Origin of the sequence: Burkholderia sp. B21-005 (genome assembly GCF_020843965.1) — a bacterium.
Taxonomy (GTDB): domain Bacteria; phylum Pseudomonadota; class Gammaproteobacteria; order Burkholderiales; family Burkholderiaceae; genus Burkholderia; species Burkholderia ambifaria.
The window spans coordinates 2,142,900-2,162,521 of the sequence record NZ_CP086302.1; the positions used below are offsets into that span (position 1 = coordinate 2,142,900).

Annotated in this window: 22 protein-coding genes; 13 read left to right on the forward strand and 9 right to left on the reverse strand. The window is 69.4% G+C overall.

Going from position 1 to position 19,622, the window contains the following annotated elements:
• Positions 1–89 precede the first annotated feature (89 nt).
• The 5 genes from LMA02_RS26090 (at position 90) to LMA02_RS26110 (ending at position 5,061) form a co-directional block, all read left to right on the forward strand.
• The gene (locus tag LMA02_RS26090) at positions 90–881 is read left to right on the forward strand and encodes an SDR family NAD(P)-dependent oxidoreductase (RefSeq protein ID WP_228908101.1); all 792 of its coding nucleotides are present in this window, start codon (positions 90–92) and stop codon (positions 879–881) included.
• A gap of 200 nt (positions 882–1,081) precedes the next feature.
• A complete protein-coding gene (locus tag LMA02_RS26095; protein ID WP_228908102.1) occupies positions 1,082–2,125 on the forward strand; it encodes a LysR family transcriptional regulator in 1,044 nt (347 codons plus the stop codon).
• Positions 2,126–2,224: 99 nt separating this feature from the next.
• Positions 2,225–2,902 (forward strand): DUF4286 family protein, encoded by a 678-nt coding sequence (locus tag LMA02_RS26100; protein WP_228908103.1) that lies wholly within the window; start codon positions 2,225–2,227, stop codon positions 2,900–2,902.
• A gap of 88 nt (positions 2,903–2,990) precedes the next feature.
• Positions 2,991–4,310, forward strand: a complete 1,320-nt coding sequence (locus tag LMA02_RS26105; RefSeq protein ID WP_175667413.1) for an MFS transporter — start codon at positions 2,991–2,993, stop codon at positions 4,308–4,310.
• Between the two features lie 49 nt (positions 4,311–4,359).
• Entirely contained in the window at positions 4,360–5,061 is a 702-nt protein-coding gene (locus LMA02_RS26110) for a DUF2848 domain-containing protein (protein ID WP_228908104.1), read from the forward strand.
• 76 nt (positions 5,062–5,137) lie between these two features.
• Here the strand turns inward: LMA02_RS26110 and LMA02_RS26115 are convergent, their stop codons facing one another.
• Positions 5,138–6,118, reverse strand: a complete 981-nt coding sequence (locus LMA02_RS26115; protein WP_228908105.1) for an NAD-dependent epimerase/dehydratase family protein — start codon at positions 6,116–6,118, stop codon at positions 5,138–5,140.
• 99 nt (positions 6,119–6,217) lie between these two features.
• On the opposite strand from LMA02_RS26115, the gene LMA02_RS26120 reads away from it, so the two are divergent.
• Positions 6,218–7,117 carry a LysR family transcriptional regulator gene (locus LMA02_RS26120; protein ID WP_228908106.1) on the forward strand — a complete coding sequence of 300 codons (900 nt, stop codon included), beginning with the start codon at positions 6,218–6,220 and terminating at the stop codon, positions 7,115–7,117.
• Between the two features lie 36 nt (positions 7,118–7,153).
• Here the strand turns inward: LMA02_RS26120 and LMA02_RS26125 are convergent, their stop codons facing one another.
• Complete coding sequence (locus LMA02_RS26125) at positions 7,154–8,026, reverse strand: LysR family transcriptional regulator (RefSeq protein WP_228908107.1); 873 nt, start codon at positions 8,024–8,026, stop codon at positions 7,154–7,156.
• A 157-nt stretch (positions 8,027–8,183) separates the two neighbouring features.
• Here LMA02_RS26125 and LMA02_RS26130 point away from each other — a divergent pair, with 157 nt between their 5' ends.
• On the forward strand, positions 8,184–9,644 hold the full coding sequence (locus LMA02_RS26130) for an MFS transporter (protein ID WP_228908108.1): 1,461 nt from the start codon (positions 8,184–8,186) through the stop codon (positions 9,642–9,644).
• Positions 9,645–9,719: 75 nt separating this feature from the next.
• Here the strand turns inward: LMA02_RS26130 and LMA02_RS26135 are convergent, their stop codons facing one another.
• Complete coding sequence (locus tag LMA02_RS26135; protein ID WP_043175699.1) at positions 9,720–9,917, reverse strand: oxidoreductase-like domain-containing protein; 198 nt, start codon at positions 9,915–9,917, stop codon at positions 9,720–9,722.
• A gap of 123 nt (positions 9,918–10,040) precedes the next feature.
• On the opposite strand from LMA02_RS26135, the gene LMA02_RS26140 reads away from it, so the two are divergent.
• The gene (locus LMA02_RS26140; protein WP_228908109.1) at positions 10,041–10,451 is read left to right on the forward strand and encodes a RidA family protein; all 411 of its coding nucleotides are present in this window, start codon (positions 10,041–10,043) and stop codon (positions 10,449–10,451) included.
• 32 nt (positions 10,452–10,483) lie between these two features.
• Here the strand turns inward: LMA02_RS26140 and LMA02_RS26145 are convergent, their stop codons facing one another.
• Positions 10,484–11,197: an SDR family NAD(P)-dependent oxidoreductase gene (locus LMA02_RS26145; protein ID WP_228908110.1), complete on the reverse strand. Its 714-nt coding sequence runs from the start codon at positions 11,195–11,197 to the stop codon at positions 10,484–10,486.
• Positions 11,198–11,508: 311 nt separating this feature from the next.
• Between LMA02_RS26145 and LMA02_RS26150 the strand changes: the two genes are divergently transcribed.
• Entirely contained in the window at positions 11,509–12,219 is a 711-nt protein-coding gene (locus LMA02_RS26150; RefSeq protein ID WP_228908111.1) for a dihydrodipicolinate reductase C-terminal domain-containing protein, read from the forward strand.
• 90 nt (positions 12,220–12,309) lie between these two features.
• Here the strand turns inward: LMA02_RS26150 and LMA02_RS26155 are convergent, their stop codons facing one another.
• Positions 12,310–13,119, reverse strand: a complete 810-nt coding sequence (locus tag LMA02_RS26155) for an SDR family oxidoreductase (protein ID WP_228908112.1) — start codon at positions 13,117–13,119, stop codon at positions 12,310–12,312.
• The gene (locus tag LMA02_RS26160) at positions 13,116–13,949 is read right to left on the reverse strand and encodes a molybdenum cofactor biosynthesis F family protein (protein ID WP_228908113.1); all 834 of its coding nucleotides are present in this window, start codon (positions 13,947–13,949) and stop codon (positions 13,116–13,118) included. The genes LMA02_RS26155 and LMA02_RS26160 overlap by 4 nt, the downstream gene beginning before the upstream one ends.
• A 170-nt stretch (positions 13,950–14,119) precedes the next feature.
• On the opposite strand from LMA02_RS26160, the gene LMA02_RS26165 reads away from it, so the two are divergent.
• From LMA02_RS26165 to LMA02_RS26175, 3 genes are all read left to right on the forward strand, one after another.
• A complete protein-coding gene (locus tag LMA02_RS26165) occupies positions 14,120–14,914 on the forward strand; it encodes an AraC family transcriptional regulator (protein WP_228908114.1) in 795 nt (264 codons plus the stop codon).
• A 313-nt stretch (positions 14,915–15,227) separates the two neighbouring features.
• Positions 15,228–16,187, forward strand: coding sequence for a DMT family transporter (locus tag LMA02_RS26170; protein WP_228908115.1), 960 nt, complete (start codon positions 15,228–15,230; stop codon positions 16,185–16,187).
• A gap of 125 nt (positions 16,188–16,312) precedes the next feature.
• Positions 16,313–16,885 carry a permease gene (locus LMA02_RS26175; RefSeq protein WP_228908116.1) on the forward strand — a complete coding sequence of 191 codons (573 nt, stop codon included), beginning with the start codon at positions 16,313–16,315 and terminating at the stop codon, positions 16,883–16,885.
• Positions 16,886–16,984: 99 nt separating this feature from the next.
• Here the strand turns inward: LMA02_RS26175 and LMA02_RS26180 are convergent, their stop codons facing one another.
• Positions 16,985–17,119 carry an entericidin A/B family lipoprotein gene (locus LMA02_RS26180; RefSeq protein ID WP_011659177.1) on the reverse strand — a complete coding sequence of 45 codons (135 nt, stop codon included), beginning with the start codon at positions 17,117–17,119 and terminating at the stop codon, positions 16,985–16,987.
• A 234-nt stretch (positions 17,120–17,353) separates the two neighbouring features.
• Here LMA02_RS26180 and LMA02_RS26185 point away from each other — a divergent pair, with 234 nt between their 5' ends.
• Positions 17,354–18,649, forward strand: coding sequence for an aspartate carbamoyltransferase (locus LMA02_RS26185; RefSeq protein WP_006758102.1), 1,296 nt, complete (start codon positions 17,354–17,356; stop codon positions 18,647–18,649).
• A 138-nt stretch (positions 18,650–18,787) separates the two neighbouring features.
• On the opposite strand, the gene LMA02_RS26190 is transcribed toward LMA02_RS26185, so the two are convergent.
• Both LMA02_RS26190 and LMA02_RS26195 read right to left on the reverse strand, forming a co-directional pair.
• On the reverse strand, positions 18,788–19,207 hold the full coding sequence (locus LMA02_RS26190) for a type II toxin-antitoxin system VapC family toxin (RefSeq protein ID WP_228908117.1): 420 nt from the start codon (positions 19,205–19,207) through the stop codon (positions 18,788–18,790).
• Positions 19,204–19,443, reverse strand: coding sequence for a FitA-like ribbon-helix-helix domain-containing protein (locus tag LMA02_RS26195; RefSeq protein WP_228910013.1), 240 nt, complete (start codon positions 19,441–19,443; stop codon positions 19,204–19,206). Before LMA02_RS26195 ends, LMA02_RS26190 begins: the two co-directional genes overlap by 4 nt.
• Positions 19,444–19,622: the final 179 nt, after the last annotated feature.

The window sequence follows — 19,622 nt, forward strand, 5'->3', positions numbered from 1 at the left end:
GGCCGGTACATGTTCATCCTTTCGGCGGATACCGACGTGCGTCGACGCCGCCTAAAGTGACCGGAAACGACACCCTTCCGGAGAATGACATGACGCACCCGCAACCCCGTACGATCGCGATCACCGGCGCAGGCACCGGCATCGGCGCCGCGTGCGCGCGCCGCTTCGCCGCCCGCGGCGAGCGCGTCGTCTTGATCGGGCGACGCCGGGCGCCGCTCGACGCGCTCGCCGCCGAGACGGGCGGCCTCGCACTCGCCGGCGACGCCGCGAGCACGGCCGAGTGGGCCCGCTTCCTGCCGGAGATCGCCGAACGGTTCGGCCCCGTCGACGCGCTCGTCGCGTGCGCGGGCGGCCACGGCCTCGGCCGCGCGGACGAAACCAACGACGCGCAATGGCGCCACGCGATGCACGCGAATCTCGACACCGCGTTCGTCAGCGCACGCGCGTGCCTGCCGGACCTGATCGCGCAGCGCGGCAGCATCGTGCTGGTTGCGTCGATCGCCGCGCTCGCGGCCGGGCCGGGCGTGTGCGGCTATACGGTCGGCAAGCATGCGCTGCTCGGGCTCGCGCGGTCGCTCGCACGCGACTACGGGCCGCACGGCGTGCGTGCGAATGCGGTGTGCCCGGGCTGGGTTCGCACGCCGATGGCCGATGCGGAAATGACGCCGCTGATGTCCGCGCATGGCGACACGCTCGACGGCGCGTATGCGCGCGTGAGCGCCGACGTGCCGCTGCGGCGCGCGGCCGATCCGGACGAAATCGCGGCCGTGTGCGCATTCCTCGCATCGCCCGACGCGTCGTTCGTGACGGGCGCGACGCTCGTCGCCGACGGCGGCGCGATGGTCGTCGATGTGCCGACGCTCGCGTTCGACAAGCTTTGACGCCGGGAACAAAGCGTCCGCACGATGCGTGCACGAGTGCGAACGCGCGACGTGCCGCACACGTCGTCCGGCACTGCGTCGGCCGCGCCCGGCCCTGCGTACGCGCTGCACGCGCCCCGCTCGTTTCCCGGCCCCGAAATCCGCTAACATCGACCGATCCCGCCGCCTTCGTGCGGCACCGCCTCACCGTTCGGAATTCGATGAACATCCGGTTTCTTGAAACCTTCGTCTGGCTCGCGAAGCTGGAGAACTTCCGGCTCACGGCCGAGAAACTGCACACGACGCAGGCGGCCGTGTCGAGCCGCATCGCGTCACTTGAAGAGGCGTTCGACGTGCGGCTGTTCGACCGCAACACGCGTTCGGCCACGCTCACGCCCGCGGGCCGGCGCATGCTCGCGTACGCGGAGCGGATCGTGCGGCTCGACGGCGAGATGCGGCGCGACATCGACGCGGCGAGCGACGCGGGCCTGATCCGGATCGGCGTGATCGAGTCGATCGTGCACAGCTGGTTTCCGGCGCTGATGGCGCAATTGCGCGAGCGCTATCCGCGCCTCGACGTCGAGATCACGAGCGACACGACGCTGCACCTGATCCGCCTGCTCAGCACCGACGGCGTCGACCTGATCCTGCAGACCGACCCGGTGCCCGGCCCCGACTTCACGAACCTGCCGCTGTGCGAATTCCCGGTGCACTGGGCGGCGAGCCCGCGTCTCGGGCTCGGCGGCGAACGGCTCGACGTCGCGCGGCTTGCCGCGTACCCGATCATCAGCTTCTCGCGCCATTCGGGGCCGCACGCGACGATCGAGCGGCTGTTCGCCGCCGTCGAGCGGCCGGCCAGCATCAACTGCATCACGTCGGTCGCCGCGATGATCCGGCTCGTCGCCGACGGTTTCGGCGTGGCCGCGCTGCCGCCCGCGATCATCGGGCGCGAACTGCAGGAAGGCGCACTCGAACTGCTCGACGTGGAACCCGAATTCCCCGCGCTGCCGCTCGTCGCGTCGTATCGCACGCAGGGCCTGCCGGTCGCCGCGCGCATCGCGGAGCTGGCGAGCGAAGTCGCGCGCGCGATGCCGGCCGCCGCGAGTCATGCGAAGCCGGCCGCATCGGCAAAGGCCAAGGCCGATTCCGTTGGCAAGGCCGCTGCCCGGCCGGCGACAAAAACCGGAACCGCGGCGGCGAAACGCACGCCGAAATCCGCGCCGCCCGCCGCCGCTGCGGCGAAACGCCGTCCGCGCCGCTCATAAGAAAACCTGTTCACCGCGAATTTGTTTTCTTGTTGGACGGGCGCGGCCCGTCTTCGGGACACTGCGGGTTCCTGACACCCCCGTCACAAGGAACCCGCAATGACCCGCCTTTCCCTTCCGCACGGCCAACTCTGCGTCTGGACGGATATCGACGCCGCGCACGAAGCCGATTTCAACGCGTGGTACGACCGCGAGCACATGCAGGAGCGTGTCGCGATTCCCGGTTTCACGCATGCGCGGCGGTTTCGCGCGACCGACGGCGGCCCGCGCAAGTATCTCGCGCTGTACGTGACGGACACGCTCGACGTGTTCCGCGGCGACGCCTACCGGCGCGCGTTCACGCAGCAGACCGCATGGTCGCTCGCGAACTTCGAGCGCATGACGGGCACGCAGCGGCGGGTCGGCGACCTGACGATCGAGGCCGGCGATGGCGAAGGCGTGCATCTCGCGCTGTTCGTGCTGCCGCCCGAACGCATCGACGTGCCGCGCCTGCGCGAGCGCTTCGACGCGGCGCTGCGTGAACCTGGCATCCATGCGGCACGCCTGTTCCGCACCGCGCCGGACCTGTCCGCGCCGATCGGCGCCGATGCGGCCGCACGTCCGGCCGCCGACGCGCTCGTCCTGATCGAAGGCAGCGACGCCGCGGCCACGCGCCGGGTCGCAGCCGCCATCGCCGGTCACGACGACGTGCGCACCTTCGACCTGATGTGGCGCGCCGCCGCGCCGCTGCCGGTGGCAGGCGCCGAAACGCAGCCGGCCGCCGCCCTGCCGGCCTGAACGCCGGCTTCGCCACCGGCCGCGGCGTCCGTCATCCGCACGCGGCCGGCGCATCGGCCCCGCGCGTCCCCCCGTCATCCTTCACGACATGCCCGACACCATGAGCACTCTCGCCCAGCCCGCCGCCCACGCGCCCCGCCGTGTCCGCAACAGCCGACTCGCGTCCGCGAGCATGATCGGCACGTCGCTCGAGTGGTACGACTTCACGATCTACAACACGCTCGCCGCGCTCGTCTTCAACCATCTGTTCTTTCCGTCGGTCGACCCGCTGGCCGGCACGATCCTCGCGTTCTCGACCTATGCGGTGGGCTACGTGTCGCGTCCGCTCGGCGGCTTCGTGTTCGGCAACCTCGGCGACCGCATCGGCCGCCGCGCGGTGCTGATGCTCACGCTCGTGCTGATGGGAATCACGACCGCGCTGATGGGGGCGCTGCCGACCTATGCGCAGGCAGGCATCCTGAGCCCGATCCTGCTCGTCGCGCTGCGCTTCGTGCAGGGCGTCGCGCTCGGCGGCGAATGGGCCGGCGCGGTGCTGCTGTCGGTCGAGCACGGCGACCAGAAGCGGCGCGGGCTGTCCGCGTCGTGGACGCAGATGGGCCCGTCGTTCGGCACGCTGCTCGGCACCGGCTGCATCGCGCTGGTGACGCTGTCCACCACGTCCGACACCTTCCTGTCGTGGGGCTGGCGCGTGCCGTTCGCGGCCAGCGCGCTGCTCGTCGTGTTCGGCTTCTGGCTGCGCCGCGGCGTCGACGAAACGCCGCAGTTCGAGCAGCTCGCCGAGTCGCACGCGACCGCCGAAGTGCCCGTCGCCGAAGTGCTGAAATGCCACTGGCGGCGCCTGCTGATCGCCGGCGGCTCGCGCATCGGCTCCGACGTGCTGTATGCGCTGATCGTCGTGTTCACGCTGACCTACGTGACGACCGTGCTGCACCTGTCGCGCCCCGTCGCGCTGACGGCGGTGATGGTCGGCACGGCCTGCAACGCGCTCGCGGTGCCGTTCTTCGGCGCGCTGTCGGACCGCTTCGGGCGCCGTCCGGTGTACCTCGCCGGCGCGATCGCCGGCATCGTGTGGGCGTTCGTGTTCTTCACGATGCTCGACACGGCGCGGCCGGGCGCGATCGTCGCGGCCGTCGCGATCGGCCTCGTGATCCATGCGGTGATGTACGGCCCGCAAGGCGCGTTCGTCACCGAGCAGTTCCCGACACGCGTCCGTTATGCGGGCTCGTCACTGGCGTACACGCTCGCCGGCATCGTCGGCGGCGGCTTCGCGCCGCTCGTGATCGCAACGCTGTTCCGCCAGACGGGGACGACGACGGCCGTGTCGCTGTACGTTACCGCAGCGCTCGTCGTGACCTCGATCGCGCTGCTCGCCGCGCGCGAGACCGCGCACCGTCCGCTCGCGGACTGAGCGTCCCGCTCGCCCACCTCATTCATTCGCACTTCAAACGGATACCCGCATGCAAGCCCTGTCGTTCAACGTGATGTCCCTGCAACGCGCACCGGCACAGGTGGACGTCGAGATCGAACGCGTCGTGATCGCCGGCTGGGCAGGCCGCGATCCGGAAGCGATCCGCGCGCACATCGACGAACTCGCGGCGCTCGGCGTCGCGCCGCCGTCGACCACGCCGTGTTTCTATCGCGTAGCGTCCGCGCTGCTCACGCAGGCGCCGTCGATCGGCGTGCTTGGTGCGCGCTCGGGCGGCGAGATCGAGTGCGTGCTGATCGACAGCCCGGCCGGCACGCTGGTGACGGTCGGTTCCGATCATACGGATCGGGAAGTCGAGGCCTACGGCGTCGCGGTGTCGAAACAGGTGTGCGCGAAACCGCTCGGCCGCGATGCCTGGCGCCATGCGGACATCGCCGATCACTGGGACGCGATCGAGATGCGTTCGTGGCTCGTCAGGCCCGGCGGCGAACGCGTCGCGTATCAGCACGGTGCGCTCAACGGACTGCTCGCGCCGGAGGTGCTGTGGCAGCGCTTCGACGACCGGCGCACGATGCCCGCACGCTGCGCGATGTTCGGCGGTACCGTCGCCGTGCACGGCGCGATCGCGGCGATGGGCGACGGTGATGCGTTCGAGATGGAACTGCACGATCCGGTGCTCGGACGCAGCCTGCGGCACCGGTATGCAATCGAGGTATTGCCGGTCGTGGCGTGACGAAGCGTGGCGGGTACGCAGGCAACGATGGGCATCAACCGCATGCCGGCCCGCCGCCCGCCTTCGCCGCCCACCGTCATCGCAAGCACCCGAGCCCCGCCAGCGCCGCCTCCACCGCCGTATCGAGCGGCGTCACCGGCTCGCGGCCGAGTACCGCCGTCACCCGCGCGTTGTCCATCCGGAGCGGCTCGCGCCACAGATAACGCATCTCGATCATCTCGCGCATCGTCGTGACGAACGGCGCGGCGACCCACACGAGCCACCACGGGAAACGCCGCACCGTCGGCCGCATCCCATGCCGCTGCGCGACGCGGCGCACGGCCTGCGCCATCTGCGTGCCGTCCGCGTCCCAGTGGCCGCCGAGATGAAAGCGTGCGAACGGCTCCAGCGTGTCGCGCCGCTCGATCAGCTCGACCATCGTGCGCGCGACGTCCGGCAGGTACGCCCATTGATGGCCGACGCCCGGCCGGCCCGGCACGCTGATGGCCGCAACCGGCCGCCCTGCCTTGACGAGCCCCTGCCCGAACCAGTTGTTGCCCGCGTGCGCCCCGAAGAAATCGCCGGCCCGCACGATGATCGTGCGGACGCCCTGCGCGGTCGCCGCCTGCAACCGCTGCTCCAGCTCGACGCGGATCGCGCCCTTGCGCGTCGTCGGATGCTGCGGGGCCTCTTCGCGCAATACCGGAAACGCGTCGGGACCGTAGTTGTAGATAGTCCCCGGCAGCACGACAGTCGCCTGCGCCACCGTCGCCGCCGCGATCGTGTTGTCGATCATCGGCAGCACCTGCCCGCTCCAGTTCCGGTAGCCGGGCGGGTTCACCGCATGCACGATCACGCTGCAGCCGCGCGCCGCGCGGACCACCGTCTCGCGGTCGAGCGCGTCGCCGCGTATCCATGCAATCCCGTCGCGCTCCACCGTCCCGGCGTCGAGCCCGCGCTTGAGCGCGCGCACCTGCCAGCCGGCATCGCGCAACTGACGCGCGACCTCGCCGCCGATACCTCCGCTCGCGCCGAGCACGAGTGCCTGTCGTTGCGTCCCGCCTGCGTTCGCCGTCATTGCCGTTCTCCGTGTATGAACCGTTGACAGCACGCATTCTGGCGCCCGGCCGCCTAATAAGGAATTGTCGAACCTGATGGATCAGCTATACATTTATGCATGACCATCGATCTGAACTGGGAACGCTACCGCACCTTCCTTGCCGTGCTGACTGAAGGCTCGCTGTCGGGCGCGGCGCGCGCGCTCGGCATCACGCAGCCGACGGCCGGCCGCCACGTCGCGGCGCTCGAGGCCGCATTCGGCCAGACGCTGTTCACGCGCTCGCCGTCGGGGCTGCTGCCGACCGAGGCGGCCCTCGCGCTGCGCGGCCATGCCGAGGCGCTGCGCAGCGCGGCGGCCGCGTTCGAGCGAGCGGCCGCGAGCCACGGCGCGGGCGTGCGCGGCACCGTGCGGATCTCGGCCAGCGACGTGATCGCGGTCGAGGTGCTGCCGCCGATGCTCGCGCAGTTGCGGCGCGACCATCCGGGGCTCGTGATCGAACTGGTGCCGACCGACCGCATCCAGGACGTACTGAACCGCGAGGCCGACATCGCGGTGCGGATGGCGCCGCCCGCGCAGGACGCGCTCGTCGCGCGGCGCGTCGGCGAGATCGACGTCGGGCTGTTTGCGCGCGACGACTACCTGGCGCGCAACGGCACACCATCGACCACCGGCGAACTCGCCCATCACGCGCTGATCGGTTTCGATACGGTCACGCCTTTCATCCGCTCGGCCGGGCGCGGGATGCCGTTGTGGAAGCGCGATGCGTTCGCGCTGCGCACCGACAGCAATCTCGCGCAACTCGCGATGATTCGCGCGGGCTACGGAATCGGCTTCTGCCAGAACGGGCTCGCGAAACGCGATGCGCGACTCGTGCGCGTGCTGCCGGACGGGCCCGCGATGAAACTGGAAACCTGGGTGGTCATGCACGAGGATCTGCGCACGAGCCCGCGTTGCCGGGCCGTGTTCGATGCGCTGGCGAACGGGCTGCGCGCGTATGCCGACGGGACGGCCGACTAGGCCGTTCAGCCCCGCCGCGCCCGCCCGCTTCATGCTTCACATCAGCAACTGCCGCGACAGCACCTCGCGCGCCTGCGTGACCGTCTCGCGCTCGCCGGGCATCGGCGGCGTCAGCGAGAACACCGCGTCGGGCAGCGCCGGCAGCCGGTATTTCGCGCCGAGCCGCACCAGGCCCTCACCGATCGCCGACGCGCACAAACAGCCGACGCCGAGCCCCGCCGCGAGCATCGACTGCAGCCCCGCGACGCCCGACGCGCTGTGCACGAGCACGTACGGCGCGTGCTGCTCGTCGAGCGAGCGCACCGCGATCTGATGCATCATGCAGTCGTCCGGCAGCAGCACGAGCGGCAACGGCTCGGGCAACTGCTCGGCGAGCGCCGGCGACGCGACCCACGACAGCGGCTCGCGCCGCAGCACCCAGCGCGTATCGGCCGACGCGGGCCTGAACGGACCGCTCGACAGGTTCATCACGACCCCGAGGTCGATCTGCCCGCGCGCATGGGCGGCCTCGATCTCCGCGCTCTTCATCGCGCTCACGTGCAGGCTCAGTTGCGGGTAGCACTCCCGCAGCCGCGCGAGCAGGCCCGCGACTTCATGCGTGCGGTAGTAGTCGGTGATCGCGACGCGCAACTCGCCCTTGATCGCCTGTCCGCGCAGCTCGTCGAACGCGGCCTCGTTCAGCGCGACGATGCGCCGTGCATGCTGCAACAGGCGCGCGCCGGCCGGCGTCGGCTCGACGCCGCGCTTGCTGCGCACGAACAGCGGCACGCCGGCGCGCGATTCGAGCTTGCGCACCTGCTCGCTGACCGTCGACTGCGACAGGTGCAGCAGCGGCGCGGCGGCCGTCAGGCTGCCGGCGTCCGCCACCACCGCGAATGTGCGTAACTGATCCAGGTCGAAACCGCGCATCGCCCTCTCCACCCATCGGATAACCCGATGGATGCTACCACCAATTCCCGCTTTTCCGAATCATCGACGGTCCCCAGAATATCGGTTCACCGGCGCGTCTGAACACCCGTTTCGACTGGATTCAGCATGCGGCCCTCATTCTCTCGGACTTGCGTTCATGACCGACAACACCCTCGCCCCTTGCGCACCGGCCGGCGCAGCCGCCGCGGCACCGCCGCGCAGCCATCACGGCTGGGCGCTCGTGGTCCTGCTGGTCGGCGCCATTCTGCCGCCGCTCGACTACTTCATCGTGAATCTCGCGCTGCCGGCCATCCGCGACGGCATCGGTGCGCGCCCGGCCGAGCTGCAGCTCGTCGTGTCGGCCTACGCATGTGCGAACGCGGTCGTGCAGATCACCGGCGGGCGGCTGGGCGACCTGTACGGCCGCAAGCGGATGTTCATGGTCGGGATGGCCGGCTTCGTCGTCGCATCGGCGTTGTGCGGGCTCGCCGGCAGCGGCGCCGTGCTGGTCGGCGGCCGCGTGCTGCAGGGCCTGTTCGCCGCGATCCTCGCGCCGCAGGTGCTCGCGACGATCCGCAGCGTGTTCAGCCCGCAGGAGCAGGTGCGCGTGATGGGCTTCTACGGTTTCGTGTTCGGCCTCGCGGCCGTGATCGGCCAGCTCGGCGGCGGTGCGCTGATCAGCCTGCATCCGTTCGGGCTCGGCTGGCGCGCGATCTTCCTGGTCAATGTGCCGATCGGCATCCTCGCGCTGCTCGGCAGCTGGCGCTTCATCCCGGAGAGCCGGCCGCCGCGCGGCCAGCGCATCGACGTGCCCGGCACGGTACTGCTGTCGCTGTTCCTGCTGATGCTCGTCTATCCGCTCACGCACGGGCGCGAGGCGGGCTGGCCGCTGTGGATGGTCGCGTGCATCGTCGGCGCGCTGCCGATGTTCGGCGCGCTGCTGGCGGTCGAAGCGCGCCGGCTCGCCGGCGGCCGCGACGCGCTGCTCGACGTGCGCCTGCTGCGCAACCCGGTCGTCGCGCTCGGGCTCACGCTCGCATTCCTGTTCTACATGCTGAGCGCATTCTTCCTGAGCTACGGGATCTATCTGCAGGGCTGCCTGAACTGGTCGCCGCTCGCGTCGGGGCTCGCGATCCTGCCGCTCGGCATCGGCTTCCTCGCCAGCCCGTTGCTGATGCCGCGCCTCGTCGACCGGTTCGGCGGCTATCGCGTGCTCACGCTCGGCTTCGCGATGCTCACGGCCGGCGTCGCGACCGCCGCCGCGCTGGCCGGCGACCATGCGCCCGGCGCGGGCTTCTATGCGGGCATCGCGGCGATCGGCGTCGGCCAAGGGCTCGTGCTGCCATCGGTCGTGCGGATCGTGCTCGCGGAAGTCGACGCGGCGCGCGCCGGGGTCGCCTCCGGCATGGTCACCGCGATGCTGCAGATCGGCGCGGCCGTCGGTGCGGCGACGCTCGGCGGGTTGTTCTTCGCGCGGCTCGGCGCGCAGCCGGGGGCGCTCGACTACGTGCAGGGATTCAGGACGGCGATGTGGGCGCTGACGGTCGTGCTGCTCGTGTGCGTCGCGCTGTCGGCCGCGTTGGGGCCGATGCATCGACGGGCGCGGGCCGGCGTGTGACGGTGGCGGGCTCGCGGCACATTGCCGGCGGCGACACGGAAACGGTGCAGGCGCGACCGCTCGCCGGCATCGGGCTCACGGGTGATGCTTGAGCGGCGCGTGGCGCGCTTCCCATTCGGCCAGTTCGACGCGATAGCGCGCCAGCGCTTCGTCGTACAGGTCGAAAACGCACGGCGAGCAGCCGCTGTTGCAGCAGTCTTCCAGTTCAGGTTGTTCGGGCGGGGTGGGACGCGGATCGTCGTCCGGCGTATCCGCAGAGGCAGGCTTGGTCACGTCTTCATTCGGTCACATGATGCTGAACGAACAGTATACGGTGATGGACTGCGACATGCAGGCGCCCCGCCCGCACGGGACCCTGCGTTCGCGCGTCGACGACCGACCAACAGGAGCCGCGTCATGGCCGAAGCAGTGAATCCGCCGGAACTCTGGGCGCCGTTCGGCGCGTTCTCGATGGCCGTGGTCCAGGGCGCCGGCCGGATCGTTCATCTGAAGGGACAGGTCGCACTCGACAGGGACGGACGCGTCGTGGGTGCCGCCGACATGCGCGCGCAGGTCCGGCAAACGCTCGGCAACATTCGCGACGTGCTCGCCGCGATGGGCGGGCAGATGCAGGATGTGATCTCGCTGGTTCACTACGCGACCGACATCGACGCGTTCATGCAGGCCGGCGACATCCGCGAGACGTTCTTCGCCGAACCCTATCCCGTGACGACAACCGTCCAGGTCGAACGTCTCTACCGCCCCGATCTGCTGATTGAAATCGCGGCGATCGCGGAAATTCCGCGTGCGCGATTCCGCATGCGTTGACGTCGTGCCCGAGCGCGATAGCCCGCCACCCGCTATGCCACGCGCCCGCTCACCGGAATCGATGCGCCGGTGATCGCCTGCGCATCGGTCGACAGCAGGAACCCGATCGTCGCCGCGAGCTGTTCGGGCCGGACCCAGCGTGAGAAGTCCGCGTCCGGCATGTCCGCACGATTCGGCGGCGTGTCGATGATGCTCGGCAGCAGCGCGTTCACGGTCACGCCGCGATCGAGCAGCTCCGCCGCCAGCGCCTCGGTGAGCCGCGCGACGCCCGCCTTCGCCGCCGCATACGCGCCCATTCCCGCGCCGGCCTTGAACGCCGCGCCTGCCCCGATGTTGACGATACGGCCGGCCGGACTCGCCACCAGATACGGCAGCGCGGCCTTCGACGCATTCAGTGCCGTCTTCACGTTCAGTTCGTACATGCGGTCCCACGTGGCTGCATCGCCGTCGGCGATCGTCTGCCATACGAACGCGCCCGCGATGTTCAGCAGCGCGTCGACCCGGCCGAATTCGCGATTCACGGTGTCGAGCGCGCGCGCGGCCGCCTGCGGATCGACGAGGTCGATGCCGCCGACGCGCAGCGCATCGGCCGGCACGCCGGGCAACGCCTGCGCGTCCGGCGCCGCGCCGCGGCCGATCAGCGCGACGCGGGCGCCGCGCTGGCCGAGCCACGCGGCCGTGGCGACGCCGAGATGACCGAATCCGCCGGTGATCGCGACTGCCTTGCCTTTCAGGTCGTGTTCCATCGATGTGCTCTCCTTGGGTCCAGGGGTGTTTGATGATGCGTAGTTAGGGGGCAATGCCGGCCGCGACACGGACGCGCCCGGCCGGCGTTTCGACAGCGTAGCGCCGTTCACGCTTGCGTGGGCACTACGACGCATGCGTGGATGCCGGCCACGTCGGCAAGCCGACACGCCGGTGCTGCATGGGTGCGCCGCGCTCGGGCGGGCATAATGCGCGATCACGGTGCGCCGCGCGGTGGATCATGATCGCGCCGGGCCCTTGAACGGCCTGCGCCATTTTCGTATCGAAACCCGAACCTCAACCCGTCTATCCCATGCAAGTAATCGTCGTTGGCACCGGCAAGCTGGCAACCGAACTGCTCGGCTCGCACCGGCTCGACCCGTCAACCTGTCACGTGATGGCCTGGTCCGAGCATGCACGCACCGAGCTGCAACGTAGCGACGACGCCCGACGTAGCGACGCCCGATCGATCGTCGTGCACGCCGGGTCCGGCCGCGAACTGCCCGCCGCGATCGCATTCTGCCAGGCAACCGGTTCGCCGCTCGTCGAGCTGTCCACCGGCTCCGACCTCGAAACCGGATCGCACGACTTCCCCATCGTGCTCTGTCCGAATACGAACATCCTGATGCTCAAGTTCATGAGCATGCTGGAAACCAGCGGCCATCTGTTTCGCGACTGCCGCATCAGCGTGACGGAGTCGCATCAGGCCAGCAAGACATCCGTGCCCGGCACCGCGGTCGGCATCGGCCAGTCGCTCGGTATTCCAGCGCAGGAGATCCGCTCCGTACGCGACCCGAACGAGCAGCGCGACGCATTGCAGATTCCCGACGATCAGCTCGGCCGCCATGCATTCCACCGGATCCGCATCGAGGACGACGCGTGCAGCCTGCAGTTCGAATCCCGTGTGTACGGCGCGTCGCCTTACGCGGACGGCGTGTCGCGGATCGTCGAGGCCGTCCGGCAGCACGCGCTCGAACCGCGCCGGTATTCGATCGTCGAGTTCATTCACAACGGCTGGCTGTAGGCGCAGCACGCGCGACGACGCGCGGGCCGGCCGCCGACGCGCCTGCCGGCACACGCGACGGCCGCAATCGCGCCATCGTCGACGCTCGCGTTACGCGTCGCCCAGCACGGCCCCGCTCTCGGGCAACGTCGCGCCGCCATCGACGACGATGGTCTGCCCGGTGATGTACGCCGCGTCGGCCGATGCGAGAAACAGCATCGCATTCGCGATGTCCTCCGGCTCACCTATCCGCGCAAGCGGAATGTCGCGCGCGATCTGCGCGGCGACCGACGCATCGCCGAGATTACCGGCCGCCGGCGTGCGGATCATTCCCGGCTCGACGCCGTTGACCGTCACGTTGCGGCGCGCGAGTTCAAGCGCCGCCGCGCGGATGAAGCCGTTCACGCCGGCCTTCGACGCCGCGTAGTGCGCGAGCCCCGGATAGACGACGCGCGGCCCGGTCACCGACGACGTGACGAGCAGCCGCCCCGCCCCCGCCCGCTCGAATGCCGGCAGCGCGGCCTGCGCGAGCCAGAACAGCGCCGACAGGTTGACCGACAGCGTCCGCGCGAGCGTCGGCTCGTCGATCTGCGCAAACGGCGTCAGCGGAAAATACGCGGCGTTGTGGATGACGACGTCGAGCCGGCCGCCATCGCGTTCGACCGCCGCGACGAGCGCGCCGAGTTCGTCGCGACTCGCGGCGTCGACGCGATACGCGCGCGCCGCGCCGCCCGCGCCGACGAGCGCGTCCGCCTGCGCGGCAGCCGCATCGGCGTTGAGATCGGCGAGCGCGACGAACGCATCGGATTGCGCCAAACGACGCGCAATCGCGGCGCCGATCCCCTGCGCGGCACCCGTGACCAGCACGACGCGTCCGCTGAAATCAGCGCGCAAGCGGCCGCTGCCCGGCACGGCGTTCATCGCTGCGCCCCGTCGCCGAGCGGATGCACGGTTTCGTTCAGAACCTGCGCATGCGCGCCGACCGGGAAGTTCGACAGCGTGCCGAAATCGCCTCCCTGATAGCCGAAGATCTTGCCGTCGGTCTTGCGTTGCGCGAGGTCGATCAGCACGACGCCTAGCGTCGGCACCACCTTCTCGCGCCACACGAACAGATACAGCTCATCGGCGATCCTGAAGTAATGGCAGCGGTCCACGTCGGCGAGCCCGCCTTCGACGCCCTGCAGGCATTGCCATGCGTAGAAGTTCTCGTTCAGGTAGATGTGCTCGTAGCATTCGGTCGGGCTGTAGCGATACATCGTCCGCTTGCCGATCAGTTCGCGCGTGGGGCCGTGCAGCGGGCCCGGCTGCGCGTGGCCGCCGAGCGTGCCGTGCCGGAACGCCGCGTCAACGCCGGTCAGCGGCAGCCCGCGCGCGACGCGCGTGAACGCATCGATATGCGTGTCGGCCTCGGTCGGCAGCGTGCCGACCACCGACGTCCACACGCCGTTGCCGACGTCGATCACGAGGCTGACCGACGTCGCGCGTGCTGCCGGATCGATGTAATCGACGAAGTACAGCGCGTCGCGCAACCGCGTCACGCGGCACGGTGCGCGGCCGCCCGTATCGGTCGCCGCGTCGCGCCATTGCAACGCGCCCGCCTCGAACGTATAGACGCGCCATGCACCGGCTGCGTCGACGAGGGTCAGCGATTGCCCGACGAGTGCGTTCACGGGCGCGAGGATGTGCGCGTCCGGCGCGAATCCGTCCGCGAGCGCGCCAACCTGAATGAATACCGGATCCTGTCGTTCCACCTGCCGTCTCCCGCGCAGCTTCAGGCCCGGCGGGCCATGTACGCTGCTGATGTGCACATGGTGCGGGCTGCGCGCGCCGCGCGGTATCGGCCAAAAGGATGAAGGGCGCGCGGCGCCGGAACGCGCTAGAGTGCACGTGATCCGCGCCGCTGCCGGCGCAAGGAGCGCACATGCATCGCATCACCCATTACCGACGGACCGACGAAGGAATCGAGGCGATCAGCCTCGAGTCCGATCGCGCGTTTCCGCGGCACGCGCATGACGAATTCGGGGTCGGCGTGATCGTCAGCGGCGCGCATCGGTCGTGGAGCGGCCGCGGGCAGGTCGACGCGCTGGCCGGCGACGCGATCATGGTCAATCCGGGCGAAATGCACGACGGGATGCCGATCGATGCGGGCACGGGCCGGCGCTGGCGGATGCTGTACCTCGCGCCCGCGCTGGTGGCCGGCGTCGCGACGGAAGAAGGCCTCGAGGGCGTCGAGCTCACACACCCGGCCGTGCGCGACGCACGGCTCGCCGCCGCCTTCGGCCGGTTGCATGCACGGATCGTCGCAGGGGAAACACTGCCGCTCGCCCGCGACGAGGCCCTCGTGATGCTGGTCGCCGGGCTGCTCGCGCGGCATTCGAACCGGGCGCTGCCGGCCGCCGGCGTCGCGCCGGCGATCCGCATGGCCCGCGAGCGGCTCGATGCGGCACCCGCGGCACCCGTTTCGCTTGCCGAACTGGCCGGCCTGAGCGGTGTGAGCCGCTTCCAGCTGCTGCGCGGGTTCGCGCGCGAGCTCGGCATCACGCCGCACGCGTATCTGCTGCAATCGCGCACGCGACTGGCTCGTGCGCTGCTTGCAAGCGGCCGGCCGATCGCGGATGCCGCGGCCGAAGCCGGGTTTGCCGACCAGAGCCACCTGACGCGCGCATTCGCGCGCCAGTTCGGCATCACGCCTGGGCGATTCACGCAGGCCGGCTGACGGGCTTGGTTGTCCCGAGGAAACAGTGAAGGGGCGATGCTCGCCGCGGCACCGCGCGGCACGACGCGACGCGACGCGACGCGACGCGACGCGACGCGGCACGGCACGGCACGGCATGGCATGGCACTGCACGACGCGATGCGGCACGGATCGCTCCCATTCCGCAGCCGTCCGCAACAGCAGCGCTCGATGCCCGCGTGACCGCCCACCCCGAGACCGTGGACGCAGCGCCCCACCCCGCGCCCTCCCGCTCGCCCGCCTCGCTGCAATTTCGTTCAAGACGCCCGCGCCGCCGCACGGCACGATGCGGCGCATGAAGACACGACTGATCGGCTATCTCTATCTCGCCGCCGCGATGGCGGGCGTCGGCAGCACCGTCATCGCGAGCCGCCTCGCGGCCGACGGCCTGCCGCCGTTCGCGGCCACCGCGCTGCGCTTCCTGATCGCAACCCCGTTGCTGTACGGGCTGATGCGGGCGCAGCGAATGCGATGGCCACGTATCTCCGCACGCGACGCCGTACTGCTGGTCGTCCAGGCGGCGGCGGGCGGGGTGGGCTATACCGTGCTGCTGATCAGCGGCACGAAGCTGTCGTCGCCGATCGATGCCGGCGTGATGCTCGGCACGTTGCCGGCGATGTCGACGCTGATCGCGGCGCTCGTGCTGCGCGAGCGGCAGACGCCGCGCGACTGGGGCGCGGCCGCGCTCGCCACCGCCGGCGTGCTGTTCGTCACGTTCGCGCCCGGCCAGGCCATGCCGTCGCTGCGGACGCTCGCCGGCGACGCGCTGGTGCTGGCCGCCGTCGCATGCGAAGCCGTGTTCATCCTGCTCAACCGGCGGCTGTCGACACCGTTGCCGCCGCTCGCGCTGTCGACGGCGATGTCGGGCCTCGGCTTCATGCTCGCGCTGGCGCCAGCCGCGTTCGAATGGCACGCGCTGGCGACCGGCTGGACCATCAGCGCGATATCGGCGATCGCGTACTACGCGCTGGTACCGACCGTGCTCGGCTACCTCTGCTGGTATGCGGGTTCGGCACGCACCAGCGGCACCGAGGCCGCGCTGTTCACGGCGGTCGCGCCGGTCTCGGCCGTGCTGTTCGCCGTCGCGCTGTTCGGCGAGACGCTCGGCGGCACGCGGCTGCTTGGCATCGCGCTCGTCGTCACGGGGATGCTGGTAGGCGCGACGCGGCGACGTGAACCGCCGCCACGCGAAACGGATGCACGGTCGAGGTTGCCGACAGGGCCGGCGGCATCCACGTCGACCGCCAGCGATTGATCCGCGCGAGCGGCGACTGTAGGAATGTGTCCGCGCGCGGCAAAACCGTTGCGCACCGTCGCGCAAGATGCAATATTCGCGGGGCCGGGCCATTTGACAACCATCGAACAATAATTCGCATCGCCATGAACAAGAAGGAAGCCAGAACGAGAATCGCGGTGCTGCTGTCCGCGGGCGCAAGGAAGGCCGACGTGCTGGCCGAGCTGGCCGGACAGGGCCTCAAGGATCACGTGCTCGCACGCCTGATCGCGTCGCGCCCCGACCCCGAGCTGTGCAGAAAGAACAAGGTGCACACCTGGATCCTGATCGGGCTCGGCATCGCGCAGTTGCTGATCAGCCTCGCACTCGGCTATCTCATCGCGGCCGCCGCCAGCGAATCCGGCAGCACCGGCATGCTCGGCAAAGGCCTTGCGGGGCTGTTCCTCGTGCTGACCGTGCCGCTGTCCCTGCTGTTCATCTGGGGCTTCGCGACCCATCGCGTCGGCGCGTATCACGCGTTCATCATTCTGTCGCTGCTGCAACTGCCGAAGACCATCGCCGATCTCGCACACGATCCGTCGTCGGCGCTGCCGAGCCTCGGGGTGACGGTCATCCTGCTGGGCTACGTCTGGTTCGTCCGCAACCGGATGTTCCCCGACTTCGGCTGGTTCACGCCCCGCAAGGTCGACGGCCGTTACGCATTCGTGGAAAGCGCCTGACGCCGCCTCCGCCTTCATCGCGAACCATGAAAAAAGGCGCCGGGCCGCCCCGCAATCGCGGGACGGCCCGGCGCCTTCTGCATTCCGGAACCCGGCGGCTTACTTCGCCTTTTCAGCCGAGTCGCTGATCGCCTGGCCACCCTTCGAAATGTCCTGCCCCACGCCCGCAACGGTATTGCAACCGGCGAGCGCGGCAGTCACCACCAGCAGCACTGCAGCAATCGTACGCGTCATTCTCATTCTCCTTCGAATCAACAAGCCCGACCGGGCGAATCGTATGCGGCGTGGCGCCCTGCAACGCGCAGGACACGGGGCCTGACCTGATTATACGGAGACGGCCGCCGCACGCCAGTAGTGGCCGAGCCGGTGTCACGCGGGCCACACAGCCGTGGCACGCAGATTTTCCTTGACTTCGCCGGCTTGCAAACTAATATACGCACCGCGTACATTTTCCATCAGGTGCTGCCGATGACCGTTCCCCAGCAAGCCTTCCTGCGCGACGCGATGCGCCGCCTCAACATGACCCGCGAAGCGTTCGCGAACCGCATCGGCGTAAGTCGTCGCGCGCTCGATACGTGGCTATTGCCCGACGACTCGCAGGAATCGCGCGGAATGCCCGAGATCGTCGAGCGCTTCGTGTCGGAAATCGTCGAACGCTCGGCCCCGGACGGCGGCGACTATACGCAAAGCGTAGACAAACAAGGGCTCTCGAAGCAATTCCTGTTCGAAGGCAAGCCGCAGCTGATCTCGGTGGACCAGTTCTCGCGGGATTCGGTCGAAGCACTGTTCCGCGTGGCCGACGTGATGCAGCCGATCGCGCGCCGCCACAAGATTTCGCGCGTGCTCGAAGGCGCCGTGCTCGGCAACCTGTTCTTCGAAGCCAGCACGCGCACCCGCGTGTCGTTCGGCGCGGCCTTCTGCCGGCTCGGCGGCTCGGTATGCGACACGACCGGCTTCACGTTCTCGTCGATGGCCAAGGGCGAATCGATCTACGACACGAGCCGCGTGATGGCCGGCTATGTCGACGCGCTCGTGATCCGTCACCCTGAGAAAGGCTCGGTTGCCGAATTCGCCCGCGCGACCAACCTGCCGGTGATCAACGGCGGCGACGGCCCGGGCGAACACCCGAGCCAGGCGCTGCTCGACCTCTATACGATCCAGCGCGAATTCTCGCGACTCGGCAAGATCGTCGACGGCGCGCACATCGCGCTCGTCGGCGACCTGAAATACGGCCGCACCGTGCATTCGCTCGTCAAGCTGCTCGCGCTGTATCGCGGGCTGAAGTTCACGCTCGTATCGCCGCCGACGCTCGAAATGCCCGCGTACATCATCGAGCAGATCGCGACGAACGGCCACGTGATCGAGCAGACCAACGACCTCGCCGCGGGGCTGCGCGGCGCGGATGTCGTCTATGCGACGCGGATCCAGAAGGAGCGCTTCACCGACGAGTCGTTCGAAGGCTATACGCCGGATTTCCAGATCAACCAGGCACTCGTCGATTCCGTCTGCAAACCCGACACGCTGATCATGCACCCGCTGCCGCGCGACAGCCGGCCCGGCGCGAACGACCTGTCGGTCGACCTGAACCGCGATCCGCGTCTCGCGATTTTCCGGCAGACCGACAACGGCATTCCGGTGCGGATGGCGATCTTCGCGGTGCTGCTCGGCGTCGAGAATCTCGTCCAGCACTCGATGCGCGACGCGACATGGCGCCCGCCGGCGTACCTCGGGCCGGAGGATGCGGTGTTTCACGGGATCGATTGACCCGCATCCGGTGCCGCGCGGCCGCCCCTGATCGCTTCAGTTCAGGGGCCGCGCACGCCGACATGACGCACAACGCGCCGCCTTGCACGGCGCGTTTTCATTTTCGGCGCGGGTGACGCGCAAGCGGCCGGCACGGCGTTATCGGGCCCACGGGTCGATCACGCGCAAGCCCGCCGCTTCGAACGGCACGACGTCACGCGTCGCCACGATCAAGCCGTTCGCCGCGGCCGTTGCAGCGATCAATCCATCGGCAGACGCCATCGCGTTGCCCGTAACACGAGCCTTCGCGCGAAGGCTCGCATACGCTTTACTGGCCGCATCGTCGAACGGCAGGATCCGGCCGCGAAACAGCGGCACGACGCGATGCTCGATGCTTTGGTGCAGCCAGTCCCGCCTTCGCCCTTCCTGCAACGCGGCCACGCCGAAGCGCATTTCCGCGAGGCTGATCGCGGCAAGAAACAGCGTCTCGACATTCTGCGCATCGAGCCATTCGATCACGGCCGCACTCGGCTCGCGCCGCAGCGGCTCGGAAATGACGTTGGTATCGACGAGGATCATTCGAAGCTCATCGGATCGATTGGCGCGCTCTCGCGCGGAATCTCGAAATCGACACCACCCGCCTCGCGCCCGATTTCGGCCAGCAGCGTCCCAAGCTTCGCCCGCCCGCCGGGCCGAACGGCCTCCTCGAGGATGGCGCGCACCTCCGCTTCGGTACTGCGACCATGTTGCGCCGCACGGACGCGAAGCGCGCGATGCACCTCGTCGGGCAAATTTCGAACGGTAATAACCGGCATGATGCACCCCGCCACAATTGCTTTCAATGCATTCATATTATCACCTTGCTGTCACGGGAGACGAATGAAAACGCAACCACTGTAGCTCGTTCGAAACGCCCTTCACATTCGGCCATTCGGCCATCTCCCCCGCCCCGCAAGCCCTGAAGGCCTCCGTCACATTCGTCAACGTTTTCTCA

Coding starts and splice junctions, on each gene's coding strand:
- LMA02_RS26090 (WP_228908101.1), top strand. CDS start 90: ATGACGCACCCGCAACCCCGTACGATCGCGATCACCGGCGCAGGCACC.
- LMA02_RS26095 (WP_228908102.1), top strand. CDS start 1,082: ATGAACATCCGGTTTCTTGAAACCTTCGTCTGGCTCGCGAAGCTGGAG.
- LMA02_RS26100 (WP_228908103.1), top strand. CDS start 2,225: ATGACCCGCCTTTCCCTTCCGCACGGCCAACTCTGCGTCTGGACGGAT.
- LMA02_RS26105 (WP_175667413.1), top strand. CDS start 2,991: ATGCCCGACACCATGAGCACTCTCGCCCAGCCCGCCGCCCACGCGCCC.
- LMA02_RS26110 (WP_228908104.1), top strand. CDS start 4,360: ATGCAAGCCCTGTCGTTCAACGTGATGTCCCTGCAACGCGCACCGGCA.
- LMA02_RS26115 (WP_228908105.1), bottom strand. CDS start 6,118: ATGACGGCGAACGCAGGCGGGACGCAACGACAGGCACTCGTGCTCGGC.
- LMA02_RS26120 (WP_228908106.1), top strand. CDS start 6,218: ATGACCATCGATCTGAACTGGGAACGCTACCGCACCTTCCTTGCCGTG.
- LMA02_RS26125 (WP_228908107.1), bottom strand. CDS start 8,026: ATGCGCGGTTTCGACCTGGATCAGTTACGCACATTCGCGGTGGTGGCG.
- LMA02_RS26130 (WP_228908108.1), top strand. CDS start 8,184: ATGACCGACAACACCCTCGCCCCTTGCGCACCGGCCGGCGCAGCCGCC.
- LMA02_RS26140 (WP_228908109.1), top strand. CDS start 10,041: ATGGCCGAAGCAGTGAATCCGCCGGAACTCTGGGCGCCGTTCGGCGCG.
- LMA02_RS26145 (WP_228908110.1), bottom strand. CDS start 11,197: ATGGAACACGACCTGAAAGGCAAGGCAGTCGCGATCACCGGCGGATTC.
- LMA02_RS26150 (WP_228908111.1), top strand. CDS start 11,509: ATGCAAGTAATCGTCGTTGGCACCGGCAAGCTGGCAACCGAACTGCTC.
- LMA02_RS26155 (WP_228908112.1), bottom strand. CDS start 13,119: ATGAACGCCGTGCCGGGCAGCGGCCGCTTGCGCGCTGATTTCAGCGGA.
- LMA02_RS26165 (WP_228908114.1), top strand. CDS start 14,120: ATGCATCGCATCACCCATTACCGACGGACCGACGAAGGAATCGAGGCG.
- LMA02_RS26170 (WP_228908115.1), top strand. CDS start 15,228: ATGAAGACACGACTGATCGGCTATCTCTATCTCGCCGCCGCGATGGCG.
- LMA02_RS26175 (WP_228908116.1), top strand. CDS start 16,313: ATGAACAAGAAGGAAGCCAGAACGAGAATCGCGGTGCTGCTGTCCGCG.
- LMA02_RS26180 (WP_011659177.1), bottom strand. CDS start 17,119: ATGACGCGTACGATTGCTGCAGTGCTGCTGGTGGTGACTGCCGCGCTC.
- LMA02_RS26185 (WP_006758102.1), top strand. CDS start 17,354: ATGACCGTTCCCCAGCAAGCCTTCCTGCGCGACGCGATGCGCCGCCTC.
- LMA02_RS26190 (WP_228908117.1), bottom strand. CDS start 19,207: ATGATCCTCGTCGATACCAACGTCATTTCCGAGCCGCTGCGGCGCGAG.
- LMA02_RS26195 (WP_228910013.1), bottom strand. CDS start 19,443: ATGCCGGTTATTACCGTTCGAAATTTGCCCGACGAGGTGCATCGCGCG.